Below are 22,329 nucleotides of genomic sequence, written 5' to 3'. Positions count from 1 at the left end.
CTACCTAACACCAGCTATTATTTAGAATACAATTCAACAATCAAGTGTTCTTCAATTGGCGCTGTGATATCTGATCTAACCGGCAAACGCAGAACAAGTCCCTTACGTTCTTGCTTTTGTAGCTCAAGCCACTCAGGAACCTTAATACCAGAATTCAAACGCTTATCAACAACATTTTCAACGAATACTTTGCTTTTCAAAACGCTCTCGCAAAGCCCAATAGCATCATTCTGAGAAACTAAGTAAGATGGTCTATCAACACGTTTTCCATTGACGGTAATGTGCCCATGTACAACCATTTGACGGGCTTGAGCTCGAGAAACTGCCATTTTAAGACGGAACAAAACGTTGTCCAGGCGACGCTCAAGAATACTCAGCAAGTTATCACCAGTTACACCAGATTGGCGAGAAGCATTCTCAAAAAACCGACGGAACTGACGTTCTTTAACATCATACATCAGTTTCACTTTTTGCTTTTCTAGTAATTGCTTACCATACTCAGACATTTTTTTTGTTCCAATTTTTTTCCCATGCTGACCAGGCTGTACGGGACGATTTTCAATAACACATTTAGGAGTGCGACACTTTGAACCTTTTAGGTAAAGCTTTTCTCCTGCTTGTCTACATTTGTTACATGCTGACATACAAATTCCTTATCTTCGCTACTAATTCAAAGCTCGTTTTTTAAACTCTACGTTTTTTACAAGGACGCGTACCATTATGAGGCAATGGAGTAACATCTCTCAGTGTTGTAACGCCTAATCCTGCTGATTGAAATGCCCTTACTACAGAGTCTCGCCCAGAACCAGGACCTTGTAAGTTCACTTCTATAGTCTTAACGCCTATTGTCATTAATTCTTTAGCAAGCTTTGTTCCAATCTGGTTAGCAGCAAAAGGAGTTCCCTTACGTGTACCTTTATAACCCATCTGCCCAGCGCTACCACGCACCAAAACATCTCCATCTAACGTCGTCACAGCAACCAACGTATTGTTGAATGTTGATCTTACATGTGCTATCGCTGAATCAACATTTTTATGCTGACGTTTCTTACTTTTTTTGTACGCCATTAATCGTCATCCTTGTCACTTACTAACTTAACTATTTCTTAGATACAGCTTTTTTATTCGGTACAACATTGTGAGGCTTTCTAGGACCTTTACGCGTACGAGCATTTGTTTTAGTACGCTGACCTCGAGCTGGTAGGCTTCTCTTGTGTCTCCATCCTCGATATGAACCAATTTCTTGCAAGCGTTTGATGCTCAATGTGATCTCCTTACGAAGCTCACCCTCAACCTTGCAGCTTTGATTTATGTACCTTTGAATAGCAGCAACCTGCTCATGTGATAAGTCCTTTACGCGTATGTCTGGATTAATTTTCGTCTCACGTAAAAGATCTTTAGACGTTTGCAAACCGATGCCATATAAATATGTCAAAGCAGTTTCTACACGCTTCTCTGTAGGTAATAACACACCTTCTATTCGAGCCATTCGTACCTCATTAAAACAAATCAAAAATCCAAAGCTAGGATTTTATAAATTCTTAAATACTTTATCCCTGACGCTGCTTATGTCTTGGGTTCTTCTTACAAAGAACACGAACTACACCAGAACGCTTAATAATTTTACAATCTTTGCATATTCTTTTTACTGATGTTTGTACTTTCATGTCTTAAAACCTATCCAATATTCTTAAATTTTACTTTTTTGCACTCACTTAATGTCTATAGCGAGAAACAATCCTACCCTTGGTCAAATCATATGGAGATAGCTCAACAGCCACTTTATCCCCAGGCAAAAGCTTTATGTAGTGCATACGCATTTTACCAGAAACATGCGCAAGTACAGCATGATCACTGTCAAGCATTTTCACCTGAAACATCGCATTTGGCAAAGCCTTTTCAACTATGCCGTCCATCAATATAGATTCTTCTTTCTTTTTCATACTCACTCAATGTCTCTTTCCAAACTACAGCCTTGTTAATACTTCAGGACCCTGCTCTGTAATGACAACAGTATCTTCCACATGGGCAGCAAGACCACCATCTACAGTCTTTGCTGTCCATCCATCAGGCATAACTTTAACTTCATAACTATGTTGTGTAATCATAGGCTCTATGGCAAGCACCATGCCCTCACGCAAAACCGGCCCCTGCCCAGGGGATCCATAGTTTGGAACATCTGGAGCTTCATGAATACTTTTGCCTATGCCATGTCCTGCAAAATCTCTTACGACACCAAAACCGTCTTTTTCAACAGTTTCCTGTACACATGAAGAAATATCGGAGAGACGATTCCCAACGGTAGCTTTGGAAATTGCCAAATCTAAAGCCTTCTGGGCACTGCGTGCCAATTTTTCAGTGATTTGAGCAACTTCACCCACAAAAAAGTATCGTGCCATATCAACACAATAATTTTTATATGAACCCACCACATCTATTTTAACAAAATCACCAGATTTTAAAATAATTTCTTTTGAGGGAACACCATGAACAACAACATCATTCAAAGAAATACAAGTTGCAAATTTATATCCAGCATATCCCTTACAAACAGGTTTTAAACCAACCTGTCTCATCTTCGATTCAATAAGCGCATCCAAGTGAAATGTACTCACCCCCTCCACAACTTCGCCATGCATTTCATGCATGATCTGAGCAAGAAGTTTCCCTCCAATGCGCATCTTTTCTATAGTATGTTTATTCTTTATGATTATTCCGCTCATGTATCTATTATTACCTTACGTATCGACCTTTAAGACGACGACCTGCCCCTAAAAAGCCTTCATATTTACGTTCTATTAGGTGAGTTTCTATCTGAGCAGATGTATCAAGCGCTACACCAATTACAATCAACAGGCTAACACCGCTAAACATAACTGGAAATGCAAAAATACTTTTCAATATACTCGGCGCTACAGCCAAAAATCCAATATACAGACCACCCGCAAAAATAATACGAGTTAACAGAAAATCAAAATACTCAGCTGTTCGCTTTCCTGGTCTAATCCCTAAAACAAACCCTCCTGACTTTCTCAAGTTATCTGCAAGTTCGACCGGATTAAAAATAATCGAAGCATAAAAGTAAACAAAAAACATAATTAATCCAGCAAGAAGCGTATTATAAATCAGCCGATCACCCAAAAACCACTCATTAACAATGCGGTTCAGATACGGCCATTTCATAGCAAACAAACTCACCACTGTTGCGGGCATTGAAAGCATGGCACCTGCAAAAATAACTGGCACCACTCCTGTAGGATTAAGCTTGAGGGGAATATACGAACTCTGACCGCCGTAGACCTTTTGGCCCACAATTCTACGAGCATATTGAATTGGAACTCGACGCTCACCTTTTTCTAAAAAGATAATGCACGAAACCACCGCTAGGGAAATTAAAATTAATAATCCGACAAGCAGCAAATCCGTCTGTCCTAACCGAACATTCTCAATAATCTTGAGAATTGCACCAGGCAAAGACGCTACAATACCTGCAAAAATAATCATCGAACTGCCATTACCCAGTCCATGTGTATTCACCTGTTCGCCAAGCCACATAACAAATAAAGACCCCACAGTCAAAATAAGCACTGCAGTCAATCTAAATGCCCAGCCAGGGCTAACAACAATTCCAGGATTTCTTTCTATAAGAAAAACAGCACTAAATGCCTGTAAAAAACTCACCAAAACTGTTAAATAGCGAGTATACTGATTAATAATGCGACGACCATATTCCCCCTCCTTAGATAACATCTCAAGAGAAGGGACCGCTATCGTCAAAATCTGCATCATAATAGAAGCTGTGATGTATGGACCTATACCCAATGCAAAGATGGCAAACTTACTCAAAGCACCACCTGAAAACATATCCATATAGGTTAAGAAACCACTTTTAAAGCCGCTACTAAATAAATTATTTAAAGCAACTACATCAATCCCTGGAATTGGTACATGTGCACCAAAGCGAAAAACCCCAAAAATAGCAAATGTAAATGCTAATTTCTTACGGAGTTCTGCTACAAAAAAAATGTTTTTTAAATTATGCAGAAGCACCACCACTGCTCATCTCCTTGATCAATTCTACCTTGCCGCCAACTTGTTCAATAGCAGCTTTCGCTGATTCGCTAATTGCGTCTACTTGAACGGTTAATTGCTTACTCAATGTGCCAGTTGAAAGCACTTTAACTGGAAGAACTTTTTTACGTTTAATCAACCCCTTTTCTTTCAATGTCTGACGATTAACGCATTCGCCTGCATCAAACTTACGCTCGAGATCACGTAAACCAATTACTTCATACTCTGTCTTAAATTGATTAACAAAACCACGGCATGGCAAACGCCTAATCAACGGCATCTGACCACCTTCAAAGAATGGCCTCAACTCCGACTTACCACCAGCACGAGCACGCTGTCCCTCTTTACCTCTACCGGAATATCTTCCCTTATCACCACCGCGACCAACGCGTTTTCTTTTTGTGGTAGTTTTTTCCAATTTATTAAGCTGAAACATTCTTATCCTCAAATATTTCTTTTATGTTTTTACCACGTAATTTCATGAAATGTTGCGCTGACTTTAACTTACTCAGGGCATCTATTGTTGCTTTAGCAACATTATGAGGATTTGATGAACCCAATGACTTTGCAAGTACATCTCTAACCCCCAGAGCTTCCATAACAGAACGTACGGCACCACCAGCAATAAGTCCGGTACCCTTCGCCGCTGATCTTAGCAAAACAGAGCTTGATCCATGCCTACCAAGAATTGTGTAAGGAATAGTTGTTTTATAAAGAGGAATAACAAACATCGTTTTCTTTGCTCGACGTAATGCCTTTGAAATCGCAGAGGAAACCTCTCTTCCTTTTCCGAGAGCAATGCCAACTCTTCCCTTTTTATCCCCAACCACAACAAGGGCTGAAAAGGCAAATCTTCTTCCACCTTTAATTACTTTTGCAACACGACGAATGTTCAATACCGACTCGGCATACTCTTCTTGTTGAGCCGCTTGCTTAGTAGCTGCTACTTGAGACTTTTTATTTCTTTCTTCTGCCATAAATATAATCCCAGGAACTTTCTTATAATTTTAGTAAAAGCATTAAAAAACTATGCTAAAAACTTAGACCTGCTTCACGAAGCCCATCAGCGAGCGCTTGCATTCTTCCATGATACAAGTAACAACCACGATCAAAGAAAACATCTTTGATATCTTTGTCTACAGCTACTTTGCCAAGCTCTAGGCCAACTTGTTTTGCTTGTGATTTTTTATCACCATCTTTTTTAGCTAGTTGCAAGGACGAAAAACTTGCAAGCGTCTTGTGCTGGCTATCATCAATAATTTGAGCATAAATATTACTCAAACTTTTAAAGACACTAACACGCAACTTTTTACCACGACTTACTTGCTTATTTCTTACGCGAAAACTTCTTTTAATTTTTCTTTTCTTAATATTTTTTTGCAGGCTCACAAAAGCACCTCTTAAAAAGTTAATTATTAAATCCTACTTATGCCTTTGTCTTTCCAGCTTTACGTAAAATAACTTCGCCTTCTTTAATAATACCTGTCCCTTTATATGGCTCAGGCGGTCTAAAAGATCTTACTTTGCTGCAGACATTACCAAGCAAAAATTTATCATGAGAGCGAAACACAAGCTTCTGACCAGTCTTGTCAACTTCAGCGGTTACACCTTCTGGTAAGTCAAAATTAATTTTATGTGTATAGCCGAGGGAAAAAATCATCTGACTACCACTTACCTGTGCCTTATAACCAAGTCCCACTATATTAAACTTTTGCTCGAAACCTTTTTCTACCCCTTGTACTTTGTTTGCAACAAGCATTCTATGAAGCCCCCAAAGCATTCTATTTTCACGGGTATTATTAGCAATTCCAATATTTAATTTACCATCTTCAAGAACAGCATTCATGCCTTCCGGAAGTTCGTGGTCAAACGTTATTTTTCCACCAGTAATCTTGAGCCTGTTCCCATCAACCTCAACTTTAGCGGTTGAAATAGCTATAGGTTTCTTTCCAATCTTTGACATATGACGTTCCTTACCAGATATGACAAATAACTTCGCCGCCAACGTTTAACTTTTTGGCCTGTCTGTCAGTTATTACACCTTTACTCGTGGTAAGAATAGAAATACCCAAACCACCAATTACTTGCTCAATTTCCGCGACACATTCATAGCGTCGTCTGCCGGGAGTACTAACTCTTTTAATTTCATGTATAACCGACTCGCCATCAACATACTTTAAACGAACAAGTAAGTTCTTTTTTTGCTCTTCTTGAACTACCTGAAAATCAGTGATGTATCCTTCGTCCTTAAGAACACGAGCAATTTCATGCTTCAAACTAGAAAAAGGTATAACTACTGAACGCTTTGCAACGCTAATACCGTTGCGAATTATTGTCAAAAAATCACCAATAGAATCAACCGACATTATAAAGTCTCCACAATTTATGTAGCCTTACCAGCTCGCTTTTCTTACACCAGGCAATAGGCCTTCTAACGCGTATTTTCTAAAACAAATTCTGCACAACCCAAAAAGACGCATGAAACCACGCGGCCTACCACACAATGAACAACGATTTCTAGCGCGAACTTTATACTTGGGCTCTCTCTTGGATTTCTCAATCAACGCTTTTTTTGCCATAACCTTCTACCTCTCTGTTCTCTTAAAAGGAACATTAAACTTACTTAAAAGAACATGAGCATGATCATCAGACATCGCTGTTGTGTGAATTGTAATATTCATACCACGACTTTTATCAACTTTATCATAATCTACTTCAGGGAAAACCATCCAATCTTTCAGTCCAAGATTATAGTTTCCAGTACCATCAAATTTAATACCTACCCCCTGAAAATCACGTACCGAAGGTAAAACAACATTGATAATCTTATCTAGAAAGTGGTACATTTTCGATTTACGCAGCGTCACCTTTAGACCAATTGGAACACCTTGACGCAACTTAAACCCGGCAATAGACTTTCTCGCACTTGTTTTGACCGCAGCCTGACATGTTATTTTCTCTAAAATATCTTTTGTGGCATCAATAACCTTACTGTCAGTTACCGCATCCTTCAAGCCGATATTAACGACTATTTTTGTAATCACAGGAGCCTGCATAACATTCTTCAGCTTAAGGTCTTTTACAAGGGCAGGACAAATAGTGCTTCTATAAAGTTCTTCCAAGCGTGATTTCATAATTTACTAATCCTTAAAATTCTTCTCTACAACGATGACAAGATCGAACCTTTTTTTGTCCTTCTTCTACAAACTTCACCTTAATTCGGCAGGGCTTTTTACATGCAGGACAAACAGGCATTACTTTACACAAAGCAATCGGTCGCTCTTCTTGAACAATCTTACCCTTTTCGCCAGCTTTTTTTGCCTTAACGTGACGAGTAACAACACCCAAATCTTTTGCTATCAGTGTTGACTTTTTGGGGTCCACAGAAAGAACAACTCCCTGCTTTGTTTTATCTTTTCCGGATAAAACAACAACCGTATCATTTTTCTTTATTCGACTCAACATAAAACTTACCTAAATGCTATAAAACTTCTGGCGCAAGAGAAGCTATTTTTGAATAACCAATACTTTTAAGCTCTCGAGCAATCGGACCAAAAATACGAGTACCCATAGGTTGCTTATCTTTATCTATAATCACAGCAGCGTTATTATCAAAACGAATATAGCTTCCATCAGAACGTCGAAATTCCTTTTTGGTTCGAACAATCACCGCATTGTGAACTTCGCTTTTTTTAACTGTTCCACCAGGGAGAGCTTTTTTTACTGTAACCTTCACGATGTCGCCTAAATATGCAAAACGCTTTCTCGTGCTTCCGGTTACTCGAATAACCTGTACCTTCTTTGCACCTGAATTATCAGCAACGTCTAACATCGACTGTTCTTGTACCATCTTCTAAGTCTCCACTAAGCAGCGTTTTCAACAATTTTTACTAGCTTCATATGCTTCGTTTTTGAAAATGGTTTTGTTTTTACCATTTCCACCTTATCCCCAACTCGAGCTTGATTTTGCTCATCGTGGACTTTGTACTTTTTATAACGACGTACAATCTTACCGTACAGTGGATGAGTGAAGGTGCTTAAAACTCTAACAACAACAGTTTTATCCATCTTGTCAGAAACAACTTCACCGGCAAGTACAAGGCCTTTGCTCGTTTGCGCTTGATCAACGTCGTGCTTTATATTATTCTCCATCGCCAGGTTCTTTCTTACCTATATTTCTTTATTATACCTTTAACAAACACCCCCCACAGGGATTTTTTTAAAATTAGCGAGCTTCTTTCTGCTTAAGTAGTGTTAAAGCTCGAGCAACTTGAACACGAAGTGCTCTAAATTGTGAATAGTTCTTTACCTGACCAGTATTTTTACTCAACTTCAGAGTAAAAAGCTCCTGTCTTAACGAGGCAACTTCATTTTTAAGTGACGCGCTGTCAAGCGCCTTCAGTTCTTTTTTAGTTAACATAAATAACCTTCCCCTAAGCCGTTGTCGCTTCAGATTGCTGTACTACCTGCTCATCACGGGCAACAAAACGAGTCTTCATCGGTAGCTTATAAGATGCAGCTTTCAGAATTTGCTTAGCCACTTCTTTGTCAAAACTACCCTTAATTTCAACAATCATCTTGCCACGCTTAACAGCCGCTACCCAAAACTCTGGGCTACCCTTACCTTTACCCATTCGCGTTTCAGCTGGTTTTTTGGTGATGGGTTTATCAGGAAAAACTCGCAGAAAAATTTCACCAATTTTCTTTAGTTTCCTATTTACAGCCACACGAATAGACTCAATCTGACGAGCTGTTACCCACGAAGGGTCAACTGCAACAAGCCCATAATCACCAAAAAGTAGGTCCCTGCCGCCTTTAGCACGCCCTTTTAGTCTACCTCTTTGTACCTTGCGGTATTTTATTTTTTTTGGCATCAACATGATTTATAACCTTTCAACGATTGGCAGAGTACTCACCCTTGCATATCCAAACTTTAACGCCAATCATTCCATACGTTGTATATGCTTCAGTAAATGCATAATCAATGTTTGCTCTTAAAGTATGAAGTGGTGTTGAACCTAATCTCAACCATTCCGTACGAGCAATTTCAGCGCCACCAAGTCTACCAGAAATACAAATTTTTACACCTCTTGCACCACTTTTCAAAATTGCATAACCAGATTTTTTCATGAGCCTCTTGTAGCTAACACGCTTTCCAATCTGCTCAGCAATAGACTTTGCAACGAGTAGTGCACTGAGTTCAGGTACTCTAACTTCTTGCACAGAAACATCTACGTTTTTTTTCAAGAAATTAAACAGGTCTGCCTTTAATTGCTCTACACCTTGACCTTTTTTACCAATCACATAACCAGGACGAGAGGTAAAAATAACAATCCGGACATTGTCGACAGCTTTCTCTATTACAATCCTTGCAATGTCAGTATTATTCAATCTCTTAGAAAGAAATTCTCGCACTCGAAAATCTTCTTTAAGCTCGTCACAATACTTACCTTTTGCAAACCAACGAGCATGCCAATCTTCAAAAACTCCAAGTCTAAAACCAAATGGATGAACCTTTTGTCCCACGACGCATTACCTCAAAAAAATAGTTTTATCTCTTATCCAATACAATTTCCAAGTGGCACAAACGCTTTCTTTGCATGAAAGCTCGTCCCATGGCGCCAGGTTTAAAATATTTTACTATCGGCCCCTGGTCGACGCGTATTTCTTTAACATACAACTCTGCCATGTCATTGATCTCTGGATTTTTCTGACATGCATTTGAATACGCAGAATGAAGCGTCTTAATGATCGGCCTAACCCGTTTAACAGTACATGTTCTCAGCCACGCAAATGCCTTATCGGCCGCAAACCCACGAATTACATCCGCATAAGGGCGCAATTTGTATGGAGAAACGCGAATATACTTACTTTTAGCTCGTGATAACATAACACTTTATCCTATTAATTCAACATAGTGTGAGCATTTCTGCTCATTTCTTCAATTTGCCTTATTACTTACCACCTTTTTCAGCTTTTCGCTGTCCACTATGCAATCTAAATGTTCTTGTTGGAGCAAACTCACCTAGATAGTGACCCACCATGTTTTCGGTAATAAAAACAGGAACAAATTTTTTACCATTATGTACAGCAACTGTAAAGCCTACAAAATCAGGCGTTATCATACTTCCACGCTTGTACGTTTTAATTACATCTCGCTTGCCAGATTCTTTTGCCTTTTCAAGCTTTTCTATAAGCGAGGGGTGTACGAACGGGCCTTTATGTAAAGATCTTGCCATTCTTAAATCTCCAGTAGTCCTCAACTATATCTGTTTTATTTTCTTCGTTTCAAAATCGCTGAACTCTTGCGTCTTCTTGTCTTCACACCTTTACAGCTCTTACCCCACGGAGTCACTGGATGAGCTCCAGACTTGGAACGCCCCTCACCACCACCGTGCGGGTGATCTATCGGGTTCATTGCCATACCCCTAACAGATGGTCTAATACCCATCCTTCTTGATCTACCAGCCTTACCAATCATCATGTTACGATAATCAGCATTTGCAAGACTTCCAACAGTAGCCCAGCAACTAAGTAAAACTGTACGTTGCTCACCAGAAGGCATCTTCAGAATAGCCCGATCACCCTCTTTTGCCACAAGTTGCAATGAACATCCTGCACTTCGTGCAATCTTGCCACCACGGCCAGGACTCAACTCAACATTGTGAACTACAAAACCAACAGGAATACTGCGCAAAGGAAGACTATTCCCAACTCTAACTTCAGCTCTATCGCTCACAATAACTTCATCACCTACTTGCAACGAATCAGGCTTCAGCATGTAACTTTTAACGCCATTCTTATATTTAATCAATGCAATAGGAACATTTCTGTTTGGGTCATATTCAAAAGCAGAAACAACGCCGGCTACATCCTTCGTTGCTCGCTTAAAATCAATAATGCGATATGCCCGTTTTGCTCCCCCACCACGATGGCGAGACGTTATTCTACCATAGACATTTCGTCCACCACTTTTGTGCAATGGAGCAAGAAGATGTTTTTCGGGTTCCTTTTTCGAAAGATCTTTGTCAGCAATATATTGCTGATTTCTTAAAGATTGGTTTCGTGGCTTACGCGTTACAACTGCCATGTTTACTCACTTTCCTGGTCTGTTTTTTTCATTTGAGCCTGAGTTTCTTCTGCAGCTTTTACAGTATCAACTAACCCTGGAATCTCAATTTTATAACCTTCTTTCAAAGTTATGATTGCTCGCTTTTGATCAGGCTTTTTATATGTCCTACGTGCAAAACTCTTTGTTTTACCCGTCTTATTTGAAACATTTATCTGTTCAACCTTAACATTCCAAATCTTTTCAACAGCAGCACGGATCATTGGCTTGTTTGCTTCCCTGTGAACCTCGAAGGTTACTCTGCCATATTTTCTAAACAATTCAACAGCCTTACTTGTTATCACAGGCTTTTTAATAATACTATAAATACTTAGTTCCATCGCTGCACCATATCTTCAAAGAGCTTTGTATCTTTTTTCAACATCACCCAACAATCAGCATTTGCCAGATCAAAAACATTGGGCTCATCAAAATAGACAACATTAACATTCGGAATGTTTCTAAATGATGCAACATAGAGATCATCCGCAAATGGAAGAAAAAGCAAAACTTTTTTATCAGACAAATTAGCTTGCTTTAAAAAACTTGCGGCTTTCTTTGTGCTTGGCTTTTGCTCGCCAAGAACAAAATCGAAAGAAAGGATTCCGTTCTGCTCAGCTTTTGAAAAAAGAAGATTGTTCAAAACATGCTTCTTTTGCTTTGCATTAAATGAAAGCTTTCTCGGCCTCTGTTGCGGACCAAATGTTACGCCACCTTTTCTCCAGATTGGCGATCTACGAGTTCCAGCTCGTGCACGGCCGGTACCTTTTTGTCTCCACGGCTTCTGATTGGAAAAGGCAATCTCACCCCGTGTCTTAGTACAGGCAGTTCCTTGTCTCCAACTAAAAAATAGGGCACGCAAGGCATTTGCAAATGTTTTCGGACTTTCTTTCTTTTGAGCAACGGTTACTGAAAGTTGCAACGCATCCTGCTCTTTTCCTTGTCCATCAAATGTTAAAACTTTTAGCATGCTCAGACCCTTACTTTTTAATCGTAATCAACGTATCTTTTTTTCCAGGGACAGCGCCTTGAACAAAAACATAACCATTTTCTTTGTCAATATGAGCTATCTTTAGGCCTTTAACAGTTGTCCTTTTCATGCCCATATGACCCGGTAATTTTTTCCCTTTAATAACTTCACCTTGACGACGTAGGTGACCAATAGCACCCGGTATACGATGAAATTTAGAACCGTGCCCCCCTGGGCCACCGGAAAAACCCCAGCGTTTTACAACACCCTGAAACCCAAGGCCTTTGCTAATTCCTATTATTGCAACAGTATCGCCTTGTTCCAGCGAAGTATCCTGCAGTGTAATTTTTTGTCCAAGCTCAAATGCTGCATTCTCTCCTGTCATAGGAATTTCTTTAACATGCAAAAAATATTCTTTTTTTGCATGAAGCCATGATGTAGAAAATTCTTGGTTTCTGTAACGTTTTCTTGGCAATGCTACTTGCAGAGCATCATAGCCATCTTTTACCGCAGTTTTTATCTGCGTGACATACCAATTTCCTACATTCACAACTGTTACGGGAATAGCATCTCCAGCCTCATTAAAAAGCTGGGTCATTCCTATCTTCTTCCCTAAAGCGTTATTTAATACCATAGTACATTCTCAGTATCATCAATTGCATCTATTTAATTTCAACATCAACGCCAGCAGAAATATTTAACTTCATTAAAGCGTCCATCGTTTGCTCTGCAGGAGCATCGCGAAAAATGATATCTAAAAGTCTTTTGTGAGTAGTTAGTTCAAACTGTTCACGAGACTTCTTGTCAATATGCGGTGAGCGTAAAACGGTAAAAATTTTCTTTTTATTTGGCAAAGGAACAGGCCCCACAACTTGTGAGCCTGTCCTTTTTACCGTCATAACTATTTGCTTAACCGCACTATCTAACAACTGATGATCATATGATTTAAGCGTTAAACGCATTTTATGTTTTTTCATATTGTTCAATCGTTAGTAAGGCTAAATGGTTAATCCAATATTTCTGTAATTGATCCAGCTCCGATAGTTCTGCCACCTTCACGGATAGCAAACTTCAAGCCTTTGTCCATAGCAATTTTGCTAATCAATTCAACTTCTACTTCAACGTTATCACCAGGCATAACCATCTCTCTGCCTTCAGGAAGCTTAACAGAGCCTGTTACGTCGGTTGTACGGAAATAGAACTGTGGACGATATCCGCCAAAGAATGGGCTGTGTCGGCCACCTTCTTCTTTTTTCAACACAAAAATTTGGGCTTTAAATTTCTTATGAGGCTTAATAGTCCCAGGAGCAGCTATAACCTGTCCGCGCTCTACGTCTTCTTTTTTAATACCACGAAGAAGCAAACCTACGTTTTCTCCAGCTTCAGCCTCTTTCATTTCTTTATTAAACATCTCAACACCGGTAACGGTTGTCTTTGTTGTATCTTTAATACCAACAATTTCAACTTCATTACTGACCGCAATTTTACCTGACTCAATACGTCCTGTTACAACGGTACCACGACCAGAAATTGAGAATACGTCTTCAATTGGCATCAATGCTGGCTTATCAATATCTCGCTGAGGCTGAGGAATATTAGCATCTACTGCTTCCATCAATTTCAAAATTGCTGGAGCCCCGATATCACTTGTATCGCCTTCAAGTGCCTTAAGCGCAGAACCTCTAACGATAGCTGTCTTGTCTCCAGGGAAACCATACTTGGTCAAGAGGTCTCTTACTTCTTCTTCAACAAGCTCAATCATGTCAGAATCGTCAACCATATCTGCTTTATTCAAGAACACAACAATGGCAGGAACGTTAACCTGTTTTGCAAGAAGAATGTGCTCTCTAGTTTGCGGCATAGGTCCATCAGCAGCAGAAACAACCAAGATAGCTCCGTCCATTTGTGCTGCACCGGTAATCATGTTTTTTACATAGTCAGCGTGACCCGGACAGTCAACGTGAGCATAGTGTCTCTTCTCAGTTTCATACTCTACGTGTGTTGCTGCAATGGTAATACCACGAGCCTTTTCTTCAGGAGACTTATCAATCTGATCATACGCTTTAAAGTCAGCCCCACCTCTTTCAGACAAAACCTTAGTAATTGCTGCTGTCAATGTTGTTTTACCATGGTCAACGTGGCCAATCGTTCCAACATTACAGTGTGGCTTCTTTCTTTCGTATACACCCTTTGCCATTTTTTAATCCTTCCAGCTGTACCAAAATATAATTTTATTTTTTATTACTTACTATTTGCTCTTCTATATGCTTTGGAACCTCTCGATACATAGCAAACTGCATCGAATAGCTCGCTCGACCTTTGGTCATAGAGCGCAGCGCCGTGGCATACCCAAACATTTCACCGAGAGGAACTTCTGCACCAATTACCTGAGCGCCCTTTCGAGTCTCCATACCCAAAATTCTTCCACGGCGAGAGTTTAGGTCACCCATAACGTCACCCATGTGCTCTTCAGGAGTAATCACTTCAACAGTCATAATCGGCTCAAGTAGCACAGGAGATGCTTTCATAGATCCATCACGAAACGCCATAGATGCAGCTATCTTAAATGCCAATTCTGATGAGTCAACATCGTGAAAAGACCCGTCATACACAGTCGCCTTAACGTCTACGACAGGATATCCTCCAAGCCCCCCAGCATCCATCGCCTCTTTAACACCTTTTTCGATGCCCGGAATAAATTCTTTTGGAATCGTTCCGCCGACAATTTCATTACCAAACTCAAAGCCTTGCCCACGCTCTAGTGGTTCAATTTTGAGCCACACGTGACCATACTGTCCATGACCACCCGACTGACGTATAAATTTGCCTTCGACTTCAACTTTTTTCTGAATGGTTTCTTTATACGCAACCTGAGCCTTACCAGTATTTGCTTCAACTTTATACTCGCGCAGAAGACGGTCTACAATAATTTCTAGATGCAACTCACCCATACCAGAAATAATTGTTTGTCCCGTTTCGTTGTCATAAGTAAATCTAAACGATGGGTCTTCTTGCATTAGTTTACGCAATGAGTTGACCATCTTTTCATAGTCACCTTTACCCTTGGGCTCAATAGCAACGTTAATAACTGTTTCTGGTGCGGTAATTGACTCAAGAAGAACTGGTTTACTTTCGTCACATAACGTGTCACCCGTTGTCGCTTCTTTAAGCCCAACTACTGCAACAATATCACCAGCTGAAACGGATTTAACTTCTTCTCGCTTATTAGAGTGCATTTTCAGCAAACGACTAACACGCTCTCGCTTACCCTTCGTCATGTTATAGACATACGAACCAGCTTCCAGTGTGCCTGAATAAATACGAGTAAACGTCAATGTTCCAACATACGGATCAACCATAATTTTAAATGCAAGCGCAGCAAATGGCTCGCTCGGATCTGCTTTGCGAACAACTATTGTGTCCTCAGAATCAGGAAGCGTACCCTCAATTGCAGGAACATCTAAGGGGGAAGGCAAATAATCAATAACCGCATCCAGCATCAACTGAACACCTTTATTTTTGAAAGCAGAACCACAAAACATTGGTGTCACCTCTTGTTTGACAACACCTTTGCGCAAAGCGGACTTAATTTCTTCGACACTAATCTCTTTGCCTTCAAGATACTTCTCTGCAAGATCATCATCAAAATCGCAAGCTTTTTCGACGATTGCTTCATATCTTTCTTCAACTTCATCTTGATATTCTGCTGGAACGTCTTCCCACTCAATATTTTCACCCATCTGACCAGAGAATGTAGCCATTTTTTTGGTCAAAACGTCAATAATAGCAGTAAAATTTTCTGATTGCCCCACAGGAATCTGCATAGCGACGGGATTACCATTGAGCTTCTCAGCTACTTCATTAACAACAGCAAAATAATCGCCACCGGTGCGATCTAGCTTGTTAACAAATGCTATACGAGGAACTTTATAACGATCAGCTTGTCGCCAAACAGTCTCAGATTGAGGCTCAACACCACCCACACCACAAAAAACCGCAACCGCACCGTCAAGAACACGGAGCGAACGCTCTACTTCAATAGTAAAATCCACGTGACCAGGAGTATCAATAATATTAATTTGATGCTCTTTCCAGTGACAAGTGGTAGCAGCCGAGGTGATAGTAATACCACGCTCACGCTCCTGCTCCATCCAGTCCATGGTGGCTTCACCTTCGTGAACTTCACCAATCTTGTGAGAAACACCAGTATAAAACAACACACGCTCTGTTGTGGTTGTTTTACCAGCATCAATATGGGCCATAATCCCAATATTTCTATATTGCTGCAGCTTAGTTTTAGTACTCATTATTTTTCTAATCCTACCTAAATATTACCATGCATAGTGCGAGAAGGCCCTATTTGCTTCAGCCATTCTATGAACATCACTCTTCTTTTTGACCGCAGCACCATGACCTTCAGCAGCATTCAGCAATTCATTTGCCAAACGTTGCCCCATGGTCTTGTCCTTACGCGCAGCAGCAGCGCCTATAATCCAACGAAAACTTAAAGCTAGCGCTCGAGACGGACGCACTTCGGCAGGAATTTGGTAAACACCACCCCCAACACGTCGAGACCTACACTCAACAACAGGCTTAACCTGCTCCAAGGCTCTTTCAAAAAGCGCATAGGCCTTTCTATCGTCGCCACTATTTTTCTGAGCGATTACATCAAACGCTTCGTACACTATATTGCGAGCAATATTTTTCTTGCCCCGCTCCATGACCATATTAATAAGCTTTTGAACCATGTACGAGTTGAAACGCTCGTCAACTCCGATATCTCGGACAAAATTTACAGATTTACGCCTAGGCATTTGCACTCACTTTCTTACGCTTAGCACCATACAACGAACGACTTTGCTTTCTCGCATCAACACCAGCTGCGTCAAGAGTACCCCGTACAATATGATAACGAACACCCGGCAAATCCTTCACTCGGCCACCACGTATCAAAACGATCGAGTGCTCCTGCAAGTTGTGTCCTTCACCTGGAATGTAGGCCGTTACCTCTTTTCCGGTTGTCAACTTAACACGCGCTACCTTACGCAACGCAGAGTTAGGCTTTCTTGGCGTTGTCGTGTACACACGAACACAAACACCACGTCTTAACGGACACCTATTCAGCGCCGGGGACTTTGTTTTCTCTATCTTCTTTGATCGTCCTGAACGAACGAGCTGGTTAATCGTTGGCATAGTTTAAACCTTAAAATTTAACCTTAAAATCTAATACTCCAAAAAAAACTAGCCGCAAACGCTGCACCTGCCGCATTTGCGAACCCAATTTACACACAGTAAATAATTTTAGGGTCGGTGTATATATATTTATTGCGTATTACCTCAATGACCGTAAAAATGCATGATCCCTAAGCAATAATTGAGGAGCCATGAAAAACTCAATATGCATATCAAAAAGTAAATGGCTGTTTACGATTTTATATTTTTTTACATTTTTTTCAAGCAAAAATATACTCAGACAAATAATTTCGGGAATATTTCTCTCTGACCTCATTACAAAAATGCACAAATATGCAAATTTTGCCCTCAATCAGTCGTAATCAACATTTCTTTTACAAAACGTGTAAAAACGTGAACTTTTTGATACACTTTCTAGTAAGTTTAATCTTTTTGTAATAAATTTCTTACTAAAGGAAAATCATGTTTCTTAATGCACTGCCACTCTTTGTTAGCAGCAAAATTATTCCTCTCTTTAGTGCTATTTTGGGGCTGAGTCTACTCATTGCAATTCACGAATGCGGGCACTTCATTTTCTGCAAACTTTTTGGCATTCACACCCCAACATTTTCTATAGGCTTCGGTCCGGAGTTAATCAGCAAAAAAATCGGGGACACAAGCTTTCGACTCGCGCTTATACCTCTTGGTGGCTACGTTGAAATCGCTGGCCTTGCCGAAGTAGGGCAAGGCGAACAAGCACACGCAACGGTACAAGATGACACATCGTTTGATAAAAAACCGTACTGGCAGAAAGTGCTCGTCCTGTGTGGTGGTATTATTTTTAATATGCTGCTTGCGTATATCCTATTTACAACAATCTTTTTACTGGGTACAGCCAGCAAGCCATCGCTCACCGTTGCCTCGGTAAGCAAAGACTCTGCCGCTGAATCTATAGGCCTGCGTGGGGGCGACCACATCCTATCCGTCGACATTATTCCAGCAGAAGACGTAAAAACGGAAGAAAATGTACTCAGTCATCACAATTTTGAAGAAATCTCGGCAACAGATCTGCATAGCACGCAAAAATCATTCATCCAAAGCATTCAAGCGAATCCAGGCAAACAAATTATTTTACATATCAATCGAGGTGATGCCTCACTTGACCTTAAAGGTCTAATTGGCAGCAAACCATCACAGGGCAAAGAGATCGGCGTACTTGGAGCCATGACCTCAATACCAACGCCACGCTTACCATTTTTTCAAGCGGTTGCTATGGGCATCCAGGTAACCAACGGCTGGATCAAAGACATTGCCTACAGCGTAAAACAAGTCATTACTCAGCGCCTGGAAGGTGCTGGTGGTCCAGTAATGATTATTTCACATTCATTTAGCTCAGCACAGATGGGACTACAATCATTTTTGATGTTTTTGGCGATCATCAGCATCAACCTAGCACTGCTTAACCTGTTGCCAATCGGAGCACTTGACGGTGGACAGCTGCTTTTTGCAACTGTTGAGGCAGTCACACGACGCAAAATTCCAGAGATTGTCAAGCTAAGCATCAACCTTGCATCATGGGCGCTCTTTATAGGCCTATTCATCTACTTGACCTACAAAGACGTCAGACTGCTTTTTGGCGGGCATCTTTCGAAGCTGTACCAAAAAATTGTTTCACTCTGGAGCTAGCAACTAGGCCTTACCAATAATGGCCGTCATAAGCTTAAGATGCTTAAGCTTCATTAGCTGCAATAGCTGATTGACTGGACTTAAAGTAACCTTGTCAAATTCAAATACTGCTTTCAGGGCACAATGATCAGAGTAAAACTGTACCGACTTCGGTGTAGTTTTTGCTCTGTCGTCAATGAGATCTTGTACCTTTCCAGGATACTGATCAAATGTAACACACTTAATATTTTCGCCCCAATAGAAGATATAATCTATGTATAAATCAATAACAAAACCTAAGTCAGGCTAAAGGACCCATGAGCACTAAGCGCCTTTTTAAATGCATTAATCCACGCCTGCTCACCTTTTTGTGCTATCAAATAAATTCTACGCAATGTGGTTGTTTTATTCGCCCTTAAAAATGCATCTATAGCATCCAACGCAACGGGCGTCGCCTTTTCAACGGAGTACCCAAAGATACCTGTGCTAATACCCGGAAAACAAATTTCAGTCAATCCCTTTTGCTGAGCAAGCTGGAGTGATCGTGTGTAGGCAGATTTTAAAGCAACAGGATCTTCACCCATGGGCCCAATCGCATGAATAACATATTGCGCCACTTCCTTTTGACCCGTACCAAGATCACATGCGTCAGAAATGTACGCCTCACCTGTCTTGCCACTACTAACCTCACTACCTCCAACATCAAACTTGCCAGCTGCAGCTAATTTAGATTTAAATTTTTTGGTGTCTTTAGGATCCGGATATTGCCCTGCCGCCTTATGAATTGCACCGTCGACGCCGCCACCTCCTTGTAGCCCCGTATTTGCTGCATTGACAATTGCAGCTTTCTGCCAGTTGTCAAAACTAAACTTTGTAATGTCATTTTCAACAACAATAACCAAAACATTGTTAAGAATCGTATGCATATACTTAGCTTTTTCATCCCGAGTCTCTTTTTTAAAAGAACTCGCTCCTGAGCCAGCACCTGACGCTGATGATGGAAGAGCAACAGTTGACATTAACTTGAGCATCTTAAGCTTCATAACCTGCAAAAGGCTCGTCGCTGGAGAAAGTTGAGCTGCGCCCGATTTTGATGAAGCGGCAGCTCCTTTGGCCGAAGCTGAACTACTTTTTGGAGGGGGGCTCGAGCTCTTTGGTTTTGCTGATGATGGTGGAGGCGAACTAGCTCCCCCTGGTGATGACCAAGACCCTGACTGTTGAGCTGAGGACTTCGGAAAACTAAACCTAGCACTCACAATAGCATGATCAGAATGATGCTTAATATTCTCGAGGATGACATCGCGATTACTCCATGTTTTCTCATACTTTACACCATCCCAATAAAAATATGGAAGCCTTATCAAAGAGTTAGGAAGAGGAACCATACTAAAACCTTCCTGCGCTAAACCCTTGCAGCATACATGATCAACCCATTGCTCATATGGCTCTGCTTGTAATGGTTTGTTGTTGAAAAATGATTTAAATGCAAAATTACCATTCACACAAAAAGTATACTGCTTCGAAAGTAAGGCTGCTTCCGCGTTCTTCCAATTAAATGAAGCCTGATTTGCATGCACACCAAAATCACCACAAACAATAATACTGTGACTTTGCACTAGCCAATGTTGTAGATAGTATAGTATCTGATTTACATAGCTACCCACTAAATGTTTGTTGAGCGTGCTAACTAGAATATTTAAAACCCCAAGTCTATGACCTGTTGCCTTATGCTGAAAAAGACAATAGAGTGACTCAAACTCACCATCCAAGTCGTATGCTATAGAATTAATAAGATCAAATACATTTGTCTTATTAAGTACAACCAACTTTTTATTGTTACCTACATAAGCAAAGGTTTGGGGCGAATAATTAATATTTTCCGCAAAATATTGATTATCATCATCCTGCAAACATATAATATCTGCCGAAGAAAATCTCGCAGAGTGATAGCGGTTAAGTAAGCCTAATCTCTCCTTTTGGCTAACCGGAGGATTGGCTACCTGCTGCCAATAACTTTGCAACGGTGAACCAAACCACCCGCTCACATAACGCCACTCTTGAAAATAAGAATCATAACGTTGCTGAGACAAAACGTTATGCGAAACAATGTTAAAAACCAACGCTGCCCCCTGTCCTGTTGGCTGCGGTGGAGATTGCTTGCCATGATCAACATTTTTTGGGTTTTCTATTGCTTCTATAAGCTTGTCATAGGCATTTTTGATGATCTTAAATATTTCTGTATACTTTTCACTTTCATCTTTATGCTTGTCAGGATGATATTTCACAGAAAGCTTTTTATAGGCTTTTCTTATAGTATCTTTAGAAGAATCATTTGGTATACCTAACACAGCATAGTAATTATTGGGATCATTAAAACTTTCGGTGGTTCCCGTTGTTCCCGCTGCTGGCAGATCTATAGAAAACGTAACTTTCATGATAGCATGATCAGAATGATACCCATAATGCTGAAATGCTGTTTTGTGACTAATCAATTGATCGAAGGTAGGAAATGTTGTAAAACTACCTTCTTCTTTTTGCATGCCTTTGTAAAAGATATAATCAAGACGCTGTGGCTGATCAGTAGGGTCTTTCACCGGAGAAACTCTTACCGTACATGAAGGCGTCTGTAACTTCTCATCAACATTAGAAAATCCTAATATTGAAAGCTGCGTAGCCTGCATGAACTCATCATATTGAGCAGGGCTTGCATTAAGATTAAAATCTCCACACAATACTGTCGGCATATCTGAAGGAATCTTAGTTTTAATCGTGTTTATCTGATCTATACGTAACTTCACGTAGCTATTCGCTTGACCAGAATACCCAGGGCCACCTTTCAAATGAGTATTAATAACTGCAACTTGTTTACCAGTTACTTTATGCCTAAGCGTAACAAGCACATAAGGTCCTTCATTAAAACCGCTTGATGCAAAACCATAGCTGACTTCACCAACAATCTCAAAAACAGTCTTATCATAAATGATTGCTACATCTGCATTCGGATTTTGCTTAATTAACTGAAATACACCAGGCTTTAGCGATTGTATTTTGCCAGAAAACGTTCCCCCTTGATCTTCTTGCAAACAAACGATTTGAGCTTCTTTAAATTTGTCCTGATAAGAATCAATATAGCTAAGTCTTGAAGTTTCACTCAGCACCCCCGACAACAGATGTGTAACACCTTTCCCATAATTTTGTAAAGGCGTTTGGTGCAACACGTTGTTTGACACCAGTGTAAACTTTATCTCACCCGCAAATAATGAACTAAACAAAAAACAGCATAACGATGAAAATAATAGAAATTTTTTACCCACAAACGACATCATGGCACGCTCCAAAAATT

The 22,329-nt window shown here is 40.3% G+C and carries 33 protein-coding genes; 1 reads left to right on the top strand and 32 read right to left on the bottom strand.

The window, feature by feature from the left end; translation table 11 throughout:
- Nucleotides 1–17: 17 nt before the first annotated feature.
- The 31 genes from rpsD to H6679_03610 form a co-directional block, all read right to left on the bottom strand.
- Nucleotides 18–644, bottom strand: a complete 627-nt coding sequence (gene rpsD, locus H6679_03760) for a 30S ribosomal protein S4 (GenBank protein MCB9493365.1) — start codon at nucleotides 642–644, stop codon at nucleotides 18–20.
- Between the two features lie 40 nt (nucleotides 645–684).
- Entirely contained in the window at nucleotides 685–1,068 is a 384-nt protein-coding gene (gene rpsK, locus H6679_03755) for a 30S ribosomal protein S11 (protein MCB9493364.1), read from the bottom strand.
- A 31-nt stretch (nucleotides 1,069–1,099) separates the two neighbouring features.
- Nucleotides 1,100–1,489, bottom strand: coding sequence for a 30S ribosomal protein S13 (rpsM, locus tag H6679_03750; GenBank protein MCB9493363.1), 390 nt, complete (start codon nucleotides 1,487–1,489; stop codon nucleotides 1,100–1,102).
- A 61-nt stretch (nucleotides 1,490–1,550) separates the two neighbouring features.
- A complete protein-coding gene (gene rpmJ, locus H6679_03745; GenBank protein MCB9493362.1) occupies nucleotides 1,551–1,667 on the bottom strand; it encodes a 50S ribosomal protein L36 in 117 nt (38 codons plus the stop codon).
- A 48-nt stretch (nucleotides 1,668–1,715) separates the two neighbouring features.
- Nucleotides 1,716–1,943, bottom strand: a complete 228-nt coding sequence (gene infA, locus H6679_03740; GenBank protein MCB9493361.1) for a translation initiation factor IF-1 — start codon at nucleotides 1,941–1,943, stop codon at nucleotides 1,716–1,718.
- A gap of 24 nt (nucleotides 1,944–1,967) precedes the next feature.
- Nucleotides 1,968–2,723 (bottom strand): type I methionyl aminopeptidase, encoded by a 756-nt coding sequence (gene map, locus H6679_03735; GenBank protein ID MCB9493360.1) that lies wholly within the window; start codon nucleotides 2,721–2,723, stop codon nucleotides 1,968–1,970.
- A gap of 10 nt (nucleotides 2,724–2,733) precedes the next feature.
- A complete protein-coding gene (gene secY / locus H6679_03730; GenBank protein MCB9493359.1) occupies nucleotides 2,734–4,050 on the bottom strand; it encodes a preprotein translocase subunit SecY in 1,317 nt (438 codons plus the stop codon).
- Nucleotides 4,037–4,507, bottom strand: a complete 471-nt coding sequence (gene rplO, locus H6679_03725) for a 50S ribosomal protein L15 (protein MCB9493358.1) — start codon at nucleotides 4,505–4,507, stop codon at nucleotides 4,037–4,039. Before rplO ends, secY begins: the two co-directional genes overlap by 14 nt.
- On the bottom strand, nucleotides 4,494–5,048 hold the full coding sequence (rpsE, locus tag H6679_03720; GenBank protein ID MCB9493357.1) for a 30S ribosomal protein S5: 555 nt from the start codon (nucleotides 5,046–5,048) through the stop codon (nucleotides 4,494–4,496). Before rpsE ends, rplO begins: the two co-directional genes overlap by 14 nt.
- A gap of 55 nt (nucleotides 5,049–5,103) precedes the next feature.
- Entirely contained in the window at nucleotides 5,104–5,460 is a 357-nt protein-coding gene (locus H6679_03715) for a 50S ribosomal protein L18 (protein ID MCB9493356.1), read from the bottom strand.
- Between the two features lie 37 nt (nucleotides 5,461–5,497).
- Nucleotides 5,498–6,034: a 50S ribosomal protein L6 gene (gene rplF, locus H6679_03710; GenBank protein MCB9493355.1), complete on the bottom strand. Its 537-nt coding sequence runs from the start codon at nucleotides 6,032–6,034 to the stop codon at nucleotides 5,498–5,500.
- A 10-nt stretch (nucleotides 6,035–6,044) separates the two neighbouring features.
- Nucleotides 6,045–6,437 carry a 30S ribosomal protein S8 gene (rpsH, locus tag H6679_03705; GenBank protein MCB9493354.1) on the bottom strand — a complete coding sequence of 131 codons (393 nt, stop codon included), beginning with the start codon at nucleotides 6,435–6,437 and terminating at the stop codon, nucleotides 6,045–6,047.
- Between the two features lie 27 nt (nucleotides 6,438–6,464).
- Complete coding sequence (locus tag H6679_03700) at nucleotides 6,465–6,650, bottom strand: type Z 30S ribosomal protein S14 (GenBank protein MCB9493353.1); 186 nt, start codon at nucleotides 6,648–6,650, stop codon at nucleotides 6,465–6,467.
- Nucleotides 6,651–6,656: 6 nt separating this feature from the next.
- Entirely contained in the window at nucleotides 6,657–7,205 is a 549-nt protein-coding gene (gene rplE, locus H6679_03695) for a 50S ribosomal protein L5 (protein MCB9493352.1), read from the bottom strand.
- Nucleotides 7,206–7,218: 13 nt separating this feature from the next.
- A complete protein-coding gene (locus H6679_03690) occupies nucleotides 7,219–7,536 on the bottom strand; it encodes a 50S ribosomal protein L24 (GenBank protein MCB9493351.1) in 318 nt (105 codons plus the stop codon).
- A 16-nt stretch (nucleotides 7,537–7,552) separates the two neighbouring features.
- Nucleotides 7,553–7,921, bottom strand: coding sequence for a 50S ribosomal protein L14 (rplN, locus tag H6679_03685; protein MCB9493350.1), 369 nt, complete (start codon nucleotides 7,919–7,921; stop codon nucleotides 7,553–7,555).
- Between the two features lie 14 nt (nucleotides 7,922–7,935).
- Entirely contained in the window at nucleotides 7,936–8,223 is a 288-nt protein-coding gene (gene rpsQ / locus H6679_03680) for a 30S ribosomal protein S17 (GenBank protein MCB9493349.1), read from the bottom strand.
- A gap of 73 nt (nucleotides 8,224–8,296) precedes the next feature.
- The gene (rpmC, locus tag H6679_03675) at nucleotides 8,297–8,491 is read right to left on the bottom strand and encodes a 50S ribosomal protein L29 (protein ID MCB9493348.1); all 195 of its coding nucleotides are present in this window, start codon (nucleotides 8,489–8,491) and stop codon (nucleotides 8,297–8,299) included.
- Between the two features lie 13 nt (nucleotides 8,492–8,504).
- The gene (gene rplP / locus H6679_03670) at nucleotides 8,505–8,951 is read right to left on the bottom strand and encodes a 50S ribosomal protein L16 (protein ID MCB9493347.1); all 447 of its coding nucleotides are present in this window, start codon (nucleotides 8,949–8,951) and stop codon (nucleotides 8,505–8,507) included.
- Nucleotides 8,952–8,964: 13 nt separating this feature from the next.
- Nucleotides 8,965–9,597 (bottom strand): 30S ribosomal protein S3, encoded by a 633-nt coding sequence (gene rpsC, locus H6679_03665; protein MCB9493346.1) that lies wholly within the window; start codon nucleotides 9,595–9,597, stop codon nucleotides 8,965–8,967.
- Between the two features lie 25 nt (nucleotides 9,598–9,622).
- Nucleotides 9,623–9,961, bottom strand: a complete 339-nt coding sequence (rplV, locus tag H6679_03660) for a 50S ribosomal protein L22 (protein ID MCB9493345.1) — start codon at nucleotides 9,959–9,961, stop codon at nucleotides 9,623–9,625.
- A gap of 64 nt (nucleotides 9,962–10,025) precedes the next feature.
- On the bottom strand, nucleotides 10,026–10,310 hold the full coding sequence (rpsS, locus tag H6679_03655; GenBank protein MCB9493344.1) for a 30S ribosomal protein S19: 285 nt from the start codon (nucleotides 10,308–10,310) through the stop codon (nucleotides 10,026–10,028).
- Between the two features lie 35 nt (nucleotides 10,311–10,345).
- The gene (gene rplB / locus H6679_03650) at nucleotides 10,346–11,161 is read right to left on the bottom strand and encodes a 50S ribosomal protein L2 (protein MCB9493343.1); all 816 of its coding nucleotides are present in this window, start codon (nucleotides 11,159–11,161) and stop codon (nucleotides 10,346–10,348) included.
- A 2-nt stretch (nucleotides 11,162–11,163) separates the two neighbouring features.
- A complete protein-coding gene (gene rplW, locus H6679_03645) occupies nucleotides 11,164–11,520 on the bottom strand; it encodes a 50S ribosomal protein L23 (GenBank protein MCB9493342.1) in 357 nt (118 codons plus the stop codon).
- Nucleotides 11,511–12,149 (bottom strand): 50S ribosomal protein L4, encoded by a 639-nt coding sequence (gene rplD, locus H6679_03640; GenBank protein ID MCB9493341.1) that lies wholly within the window; start codon nucleotides 12,147–12,149, stop codon nucleotides 11,511–11,513. The genes rplW and rplD overlap by 10 nt, the downstream gene beginning before the upstream one ends.
- Nucleotides 12,150–12,159: 10 nt before the next feature.
- Nucleotides 12,160–12,783 (bottom strand): 50S ribosomal protein L3, encoded by a 624-nt coding sequence (gene rplC, locus H6679_03635; protein ID MCB9493340.1) that lies wholly within the window; start codon nucleotides 12,781–12,783, stop codon nucleotides 12,160–12,162.
- A gap of 28 nt (nucleotides 12,784–12,811) precedes the next feature.
- The gene (gene rpsJ / locus H6679_03630; GenBank protein ID MCB9493339.1) at nucleotides 12,812–13,126 is read right to left on the bottom strand and encodes a 30S ribosomal protein S10; all 315 of its coding nucleotides are present in this window, start codon (nucleotides 13,124–13,126) and stop codon (nucleotides 12,812–12,814) included.
- Nucleotides 13,127–13,155: 29 nt separating this feature from the next.
- Complete coding sequence (tuf, locus tag H6679_03625; GenBank protein MCB9493338.1) at nucleotides 13,156–14,346, bottom strand: elongation factor Tu; 1,191 nt, start codon at nucleotides 14,344–14,346, stop codon at nucleotides 13,156–13,158.
- A 34-nt stretch (nucleotides 14,347–14,380) separates the two neighbouring features.
- The gene (fusA, locus tag H6679_03620; protein MCB9493337.1) at nucleotides 14,381–16,456 is read right to left on the bottom strand and encodes an elongation factor G; all 2,076 of its coding nucleotides are present in this window, start codon (nucleotides 16,454–16,456) and stop codon (nucleotides 14,381–14,383) included.
- Between the two features lie 24 nt (nucleotides 16,457–16,480).
- Nucleotides 16,481–16,963: a 30S ribosomal protein S7 gene (gene rpsG / locus H6679_03615; GenBank protein ID MCB9493336.1), complete on the bottom strand. Its 483-nt coding sequence runs from the start codon at nucleotides 16,961–16,963 to the stop codon at nucleotides 16,481–16,483.
- Complete coding sequence (locus H6679_03610) at nucleotides 16,956–17,342, bottom strand: 30S ribosomal protein S12 (GenBank protein MCB9493335.1); 387 nt, start codon at nucleotides 17,340–17,342, stop codon at nucleotides 16,956–16,958. Before H6679_03610 ends, rpsG begins: the two co-directional genes overlap by 8 nt.
- Before the next feature lie 462 nt (nucleotides 17,343–17,804).
- On the opposite strand from H6679_03610, the gene H6679_03605 reads away from it, so the two are divergent.
- The gene (locus H6679_03605; protein ID MCB9493334.1) at nucleotides 17,805–19,007 is read left to right on the top strand and encodes a site-2 protease family protein; all 1,203 of its coding nucleotides are present in this window, start codon (nucleotides 17,805–17,807) and stop codon (nucleotides 19,005–19,007) included.
- A gap of 275 nt (nucleotides 19,008–19,282) precedes the next feature.
- On the opposite strand, the gene H6679_03600 is transcribed toward H6679_03605, so the two are convergent.
- On the bottom strand, nucleotides 19,283–22,312 hold the full coding sequence (locus H6679_03600) for a macro domain-containing protein (protein ID MCB9493333.1): 3,030 nt from the start codon (nucleotides 22,310–22,312) through the stop codon (nucleotides 19,283–19,285).
- Nucleotides 22,313–22,329: the final 17 nt, after the last annotated feature.

This window comes from Campylobacterota bacterium (assembly GCA_020633995.1).
Lineage (GTDB): Bacteria > Babelota > Babeliae > Babelales > RVW-14 > JACKCO01.
The sequence above is the reverse complement of the archived record's forward strand: the minus strand, read 5'-3'. Positions and strand labels throughout refer to the sequence as shown.

Coding starts and splice junctions, on each gene's coding strand:
- rpsD (MCB9493365.1), bottom strand. CDS start 644: ATGTCAGCATGTAACAAATGTAGACAAGCAGGAGAAAAGCTTTACCTA.
- rpsK (MCB9493364.1), bottom strand. CDS start 1,068: ATGGCGTACAAAAAAAGTAAGAAACGTCAGCATAAAAATGTTGATTCA.
- rpsM (MCB9493363.1), bottom strand. CDS start 1,489: ATGGCTCGAATAGAAGGTGTGTTATTACCTACAGAGAAGCGTGTAGAA.
- rpmJ (MCB9493362.1), bottom strand. CDS start 1,667: ATGAAAGTACAAACATCAGTAAAAAGAATATGCAAAGATTGTAAAATT.
- infA (MCB9493361.1), bottom strand. CDS start 1,943: ATGAAAAAGAAAGAAGAATCTATATTGATGGACGGCATAGTTGAAAAG.
- map (MCB9493360.1), bottom strand. CDS start 2,723: ATGAGCGGAATAATCATAAAGAATAAACATACTATAGAAAAGATGCGC.
- rplO (MCB9493358.1), bottom strand. CDS start 4,507: ATGTTTCAGCTTAATAAATTGGAAAAAACTACCACAAAAAGAAAACGC.
- rpsE (MCB9493357.1), bottom strand. CDS start 5,048: ATGGCAGAAGAAAGAAATAAAAAGTCTCAAGTAGCAGCTACTAAGCAA.
- rplF (MCB9493355.1), bottom strand. CDS start 6,034: ATGTCAAAGATTGGAAAGAAACCTATAGCTATTTCAACCGCTAAAGTT.
- rpsH (MCB9493354.1), bottom strand. CDS start 6,437: ATGTCGGTTGATTCTATTGGTGATTTTTTGACAATAATTCGCAACGGT.
- H6679_03700 (MCB9493353.1), bottom strand. CDS start 6,650: ATGGCAAAAAAAGCGTTGATTGAGAAATCCAAGAGAGAGCCCAAGTAT.
- rplE (MCB9493352.1), bottom strand. CDS start 7,205: ATGAAATCACGCTTGGAAGAACTTTATAGAAGCACTATTTGTCCTGCC.
- H6679_03690 (MCB9493351.1), bottom strand. CDS start 7,536: ATGTTGAGTCGAATAAAGAAAAATGATACGGTTGTTGTTTTATCCGGA.
- rplN (MCB9493350.1), bottom strand. CDS start 7,921: ATGGTACAAGAACAGTCGATGTTAGACGTTGCTGATAATTCAGGTGCA.
- rpsQ (MCB9493349.1), bottom strand. CDS start 8,223: ATGGAGAATAATATAAAGCACGACGTTGATCAAGCGCAAACGAGCAAA.
- rpmC (MCB9493348.1), bottom strand. CDS start 8,491: ATGTTAACTAAAAAAGAACTGAAGGCGCTTGACAGCGCGTCACTTAAA.
- rplP (MCB9493347.1), bottom strand. CDS start 8,951: ATGTTGATGCCAAAAAAAATAAAATACCGCAAGGTACAAAGAGGTAGA.
- rplV (MCB9493345.1), bottom strand. CDS start 9,961: ATGTTATCACGAGCTAAAAGTAAGTATATTCGCGTTTCTCCATACAAA.
- rpsS (MCB9493344.1), bottom strand. CDS start 10,310: ATGGCAAGATCTTTACATAAAGGCCCGTTCGTACACCCCTCGCTTATA.
- rplB (MCB9493343.1), bottom strand. CDS start 11,161: ATGGCAGTTGTAACGCGTAAGCCACGAAACCAATCTTTAAGAAATCAG.
- rplW (MCB9493342.1), bottom strand. CDS start 11,520: ATGGAACTAAGTATTTATAGTATTATTAAAAAGCCTGTGATAACAAGT.
- rplD (MCB9493341.1), bottom strand. CDS start 12,149: ATGCTAAAAGTTTTAACATTTGATGGACAAGGAAAAGAGCAGGATGCG.
- rplC (MCB9493340.1), bottom strand. CDS start 12,783: ATGGTATTAAATAACGCTTTAGGGAAGAAGATAGGAATGACCCAGCTT.
- rpsJ (MCB9493339.1), bottom strand. CDS start 13,126: ATGAAAAAACATAAAATGCGTTTAACGCTTAAATCATATGATCATCAG.
- tuf (MCB9493338.1), bottom strand. CDS start 14,346: ATGGCAAAGGGTGTATACGAAAGAAAGAAGCCACACTGTAATGTTGGA.
- fusA (MCB9493337.1), bottom strand. CDS start 16,456: ATGAGTACTAAAACTAAGCTGCAGCAATATAGAAATATTGGGATTATG.
- rpsG (MCB9493336.1), bottom strand. CDS start 16,963: ATGCCTAGGCGTAAATCTGTAAATTTTGTCCGAGATATCGGAGTTGAC.
- H6679_03610 (MCB9493335.1), bottom strand. CDS start 17,342: ATGCCAACGATTAACCAGCTCGTTCGTTCAGGACGATCAAAGAAGATA.
- H6679_03605 (MCB9493334.1), top strand. CDS start 17,805: ATGTTTCTTAATGCACTGCCACTCTTTGTTAGCAGCAAAATTATTCCT.
- H6679_03600 (MCB9493333.1), bottom strand. CDS start 22,312: ATGATGTCGTTTGTGGGTAAAAAATTTCTATTATTTTCATCGTTATGC.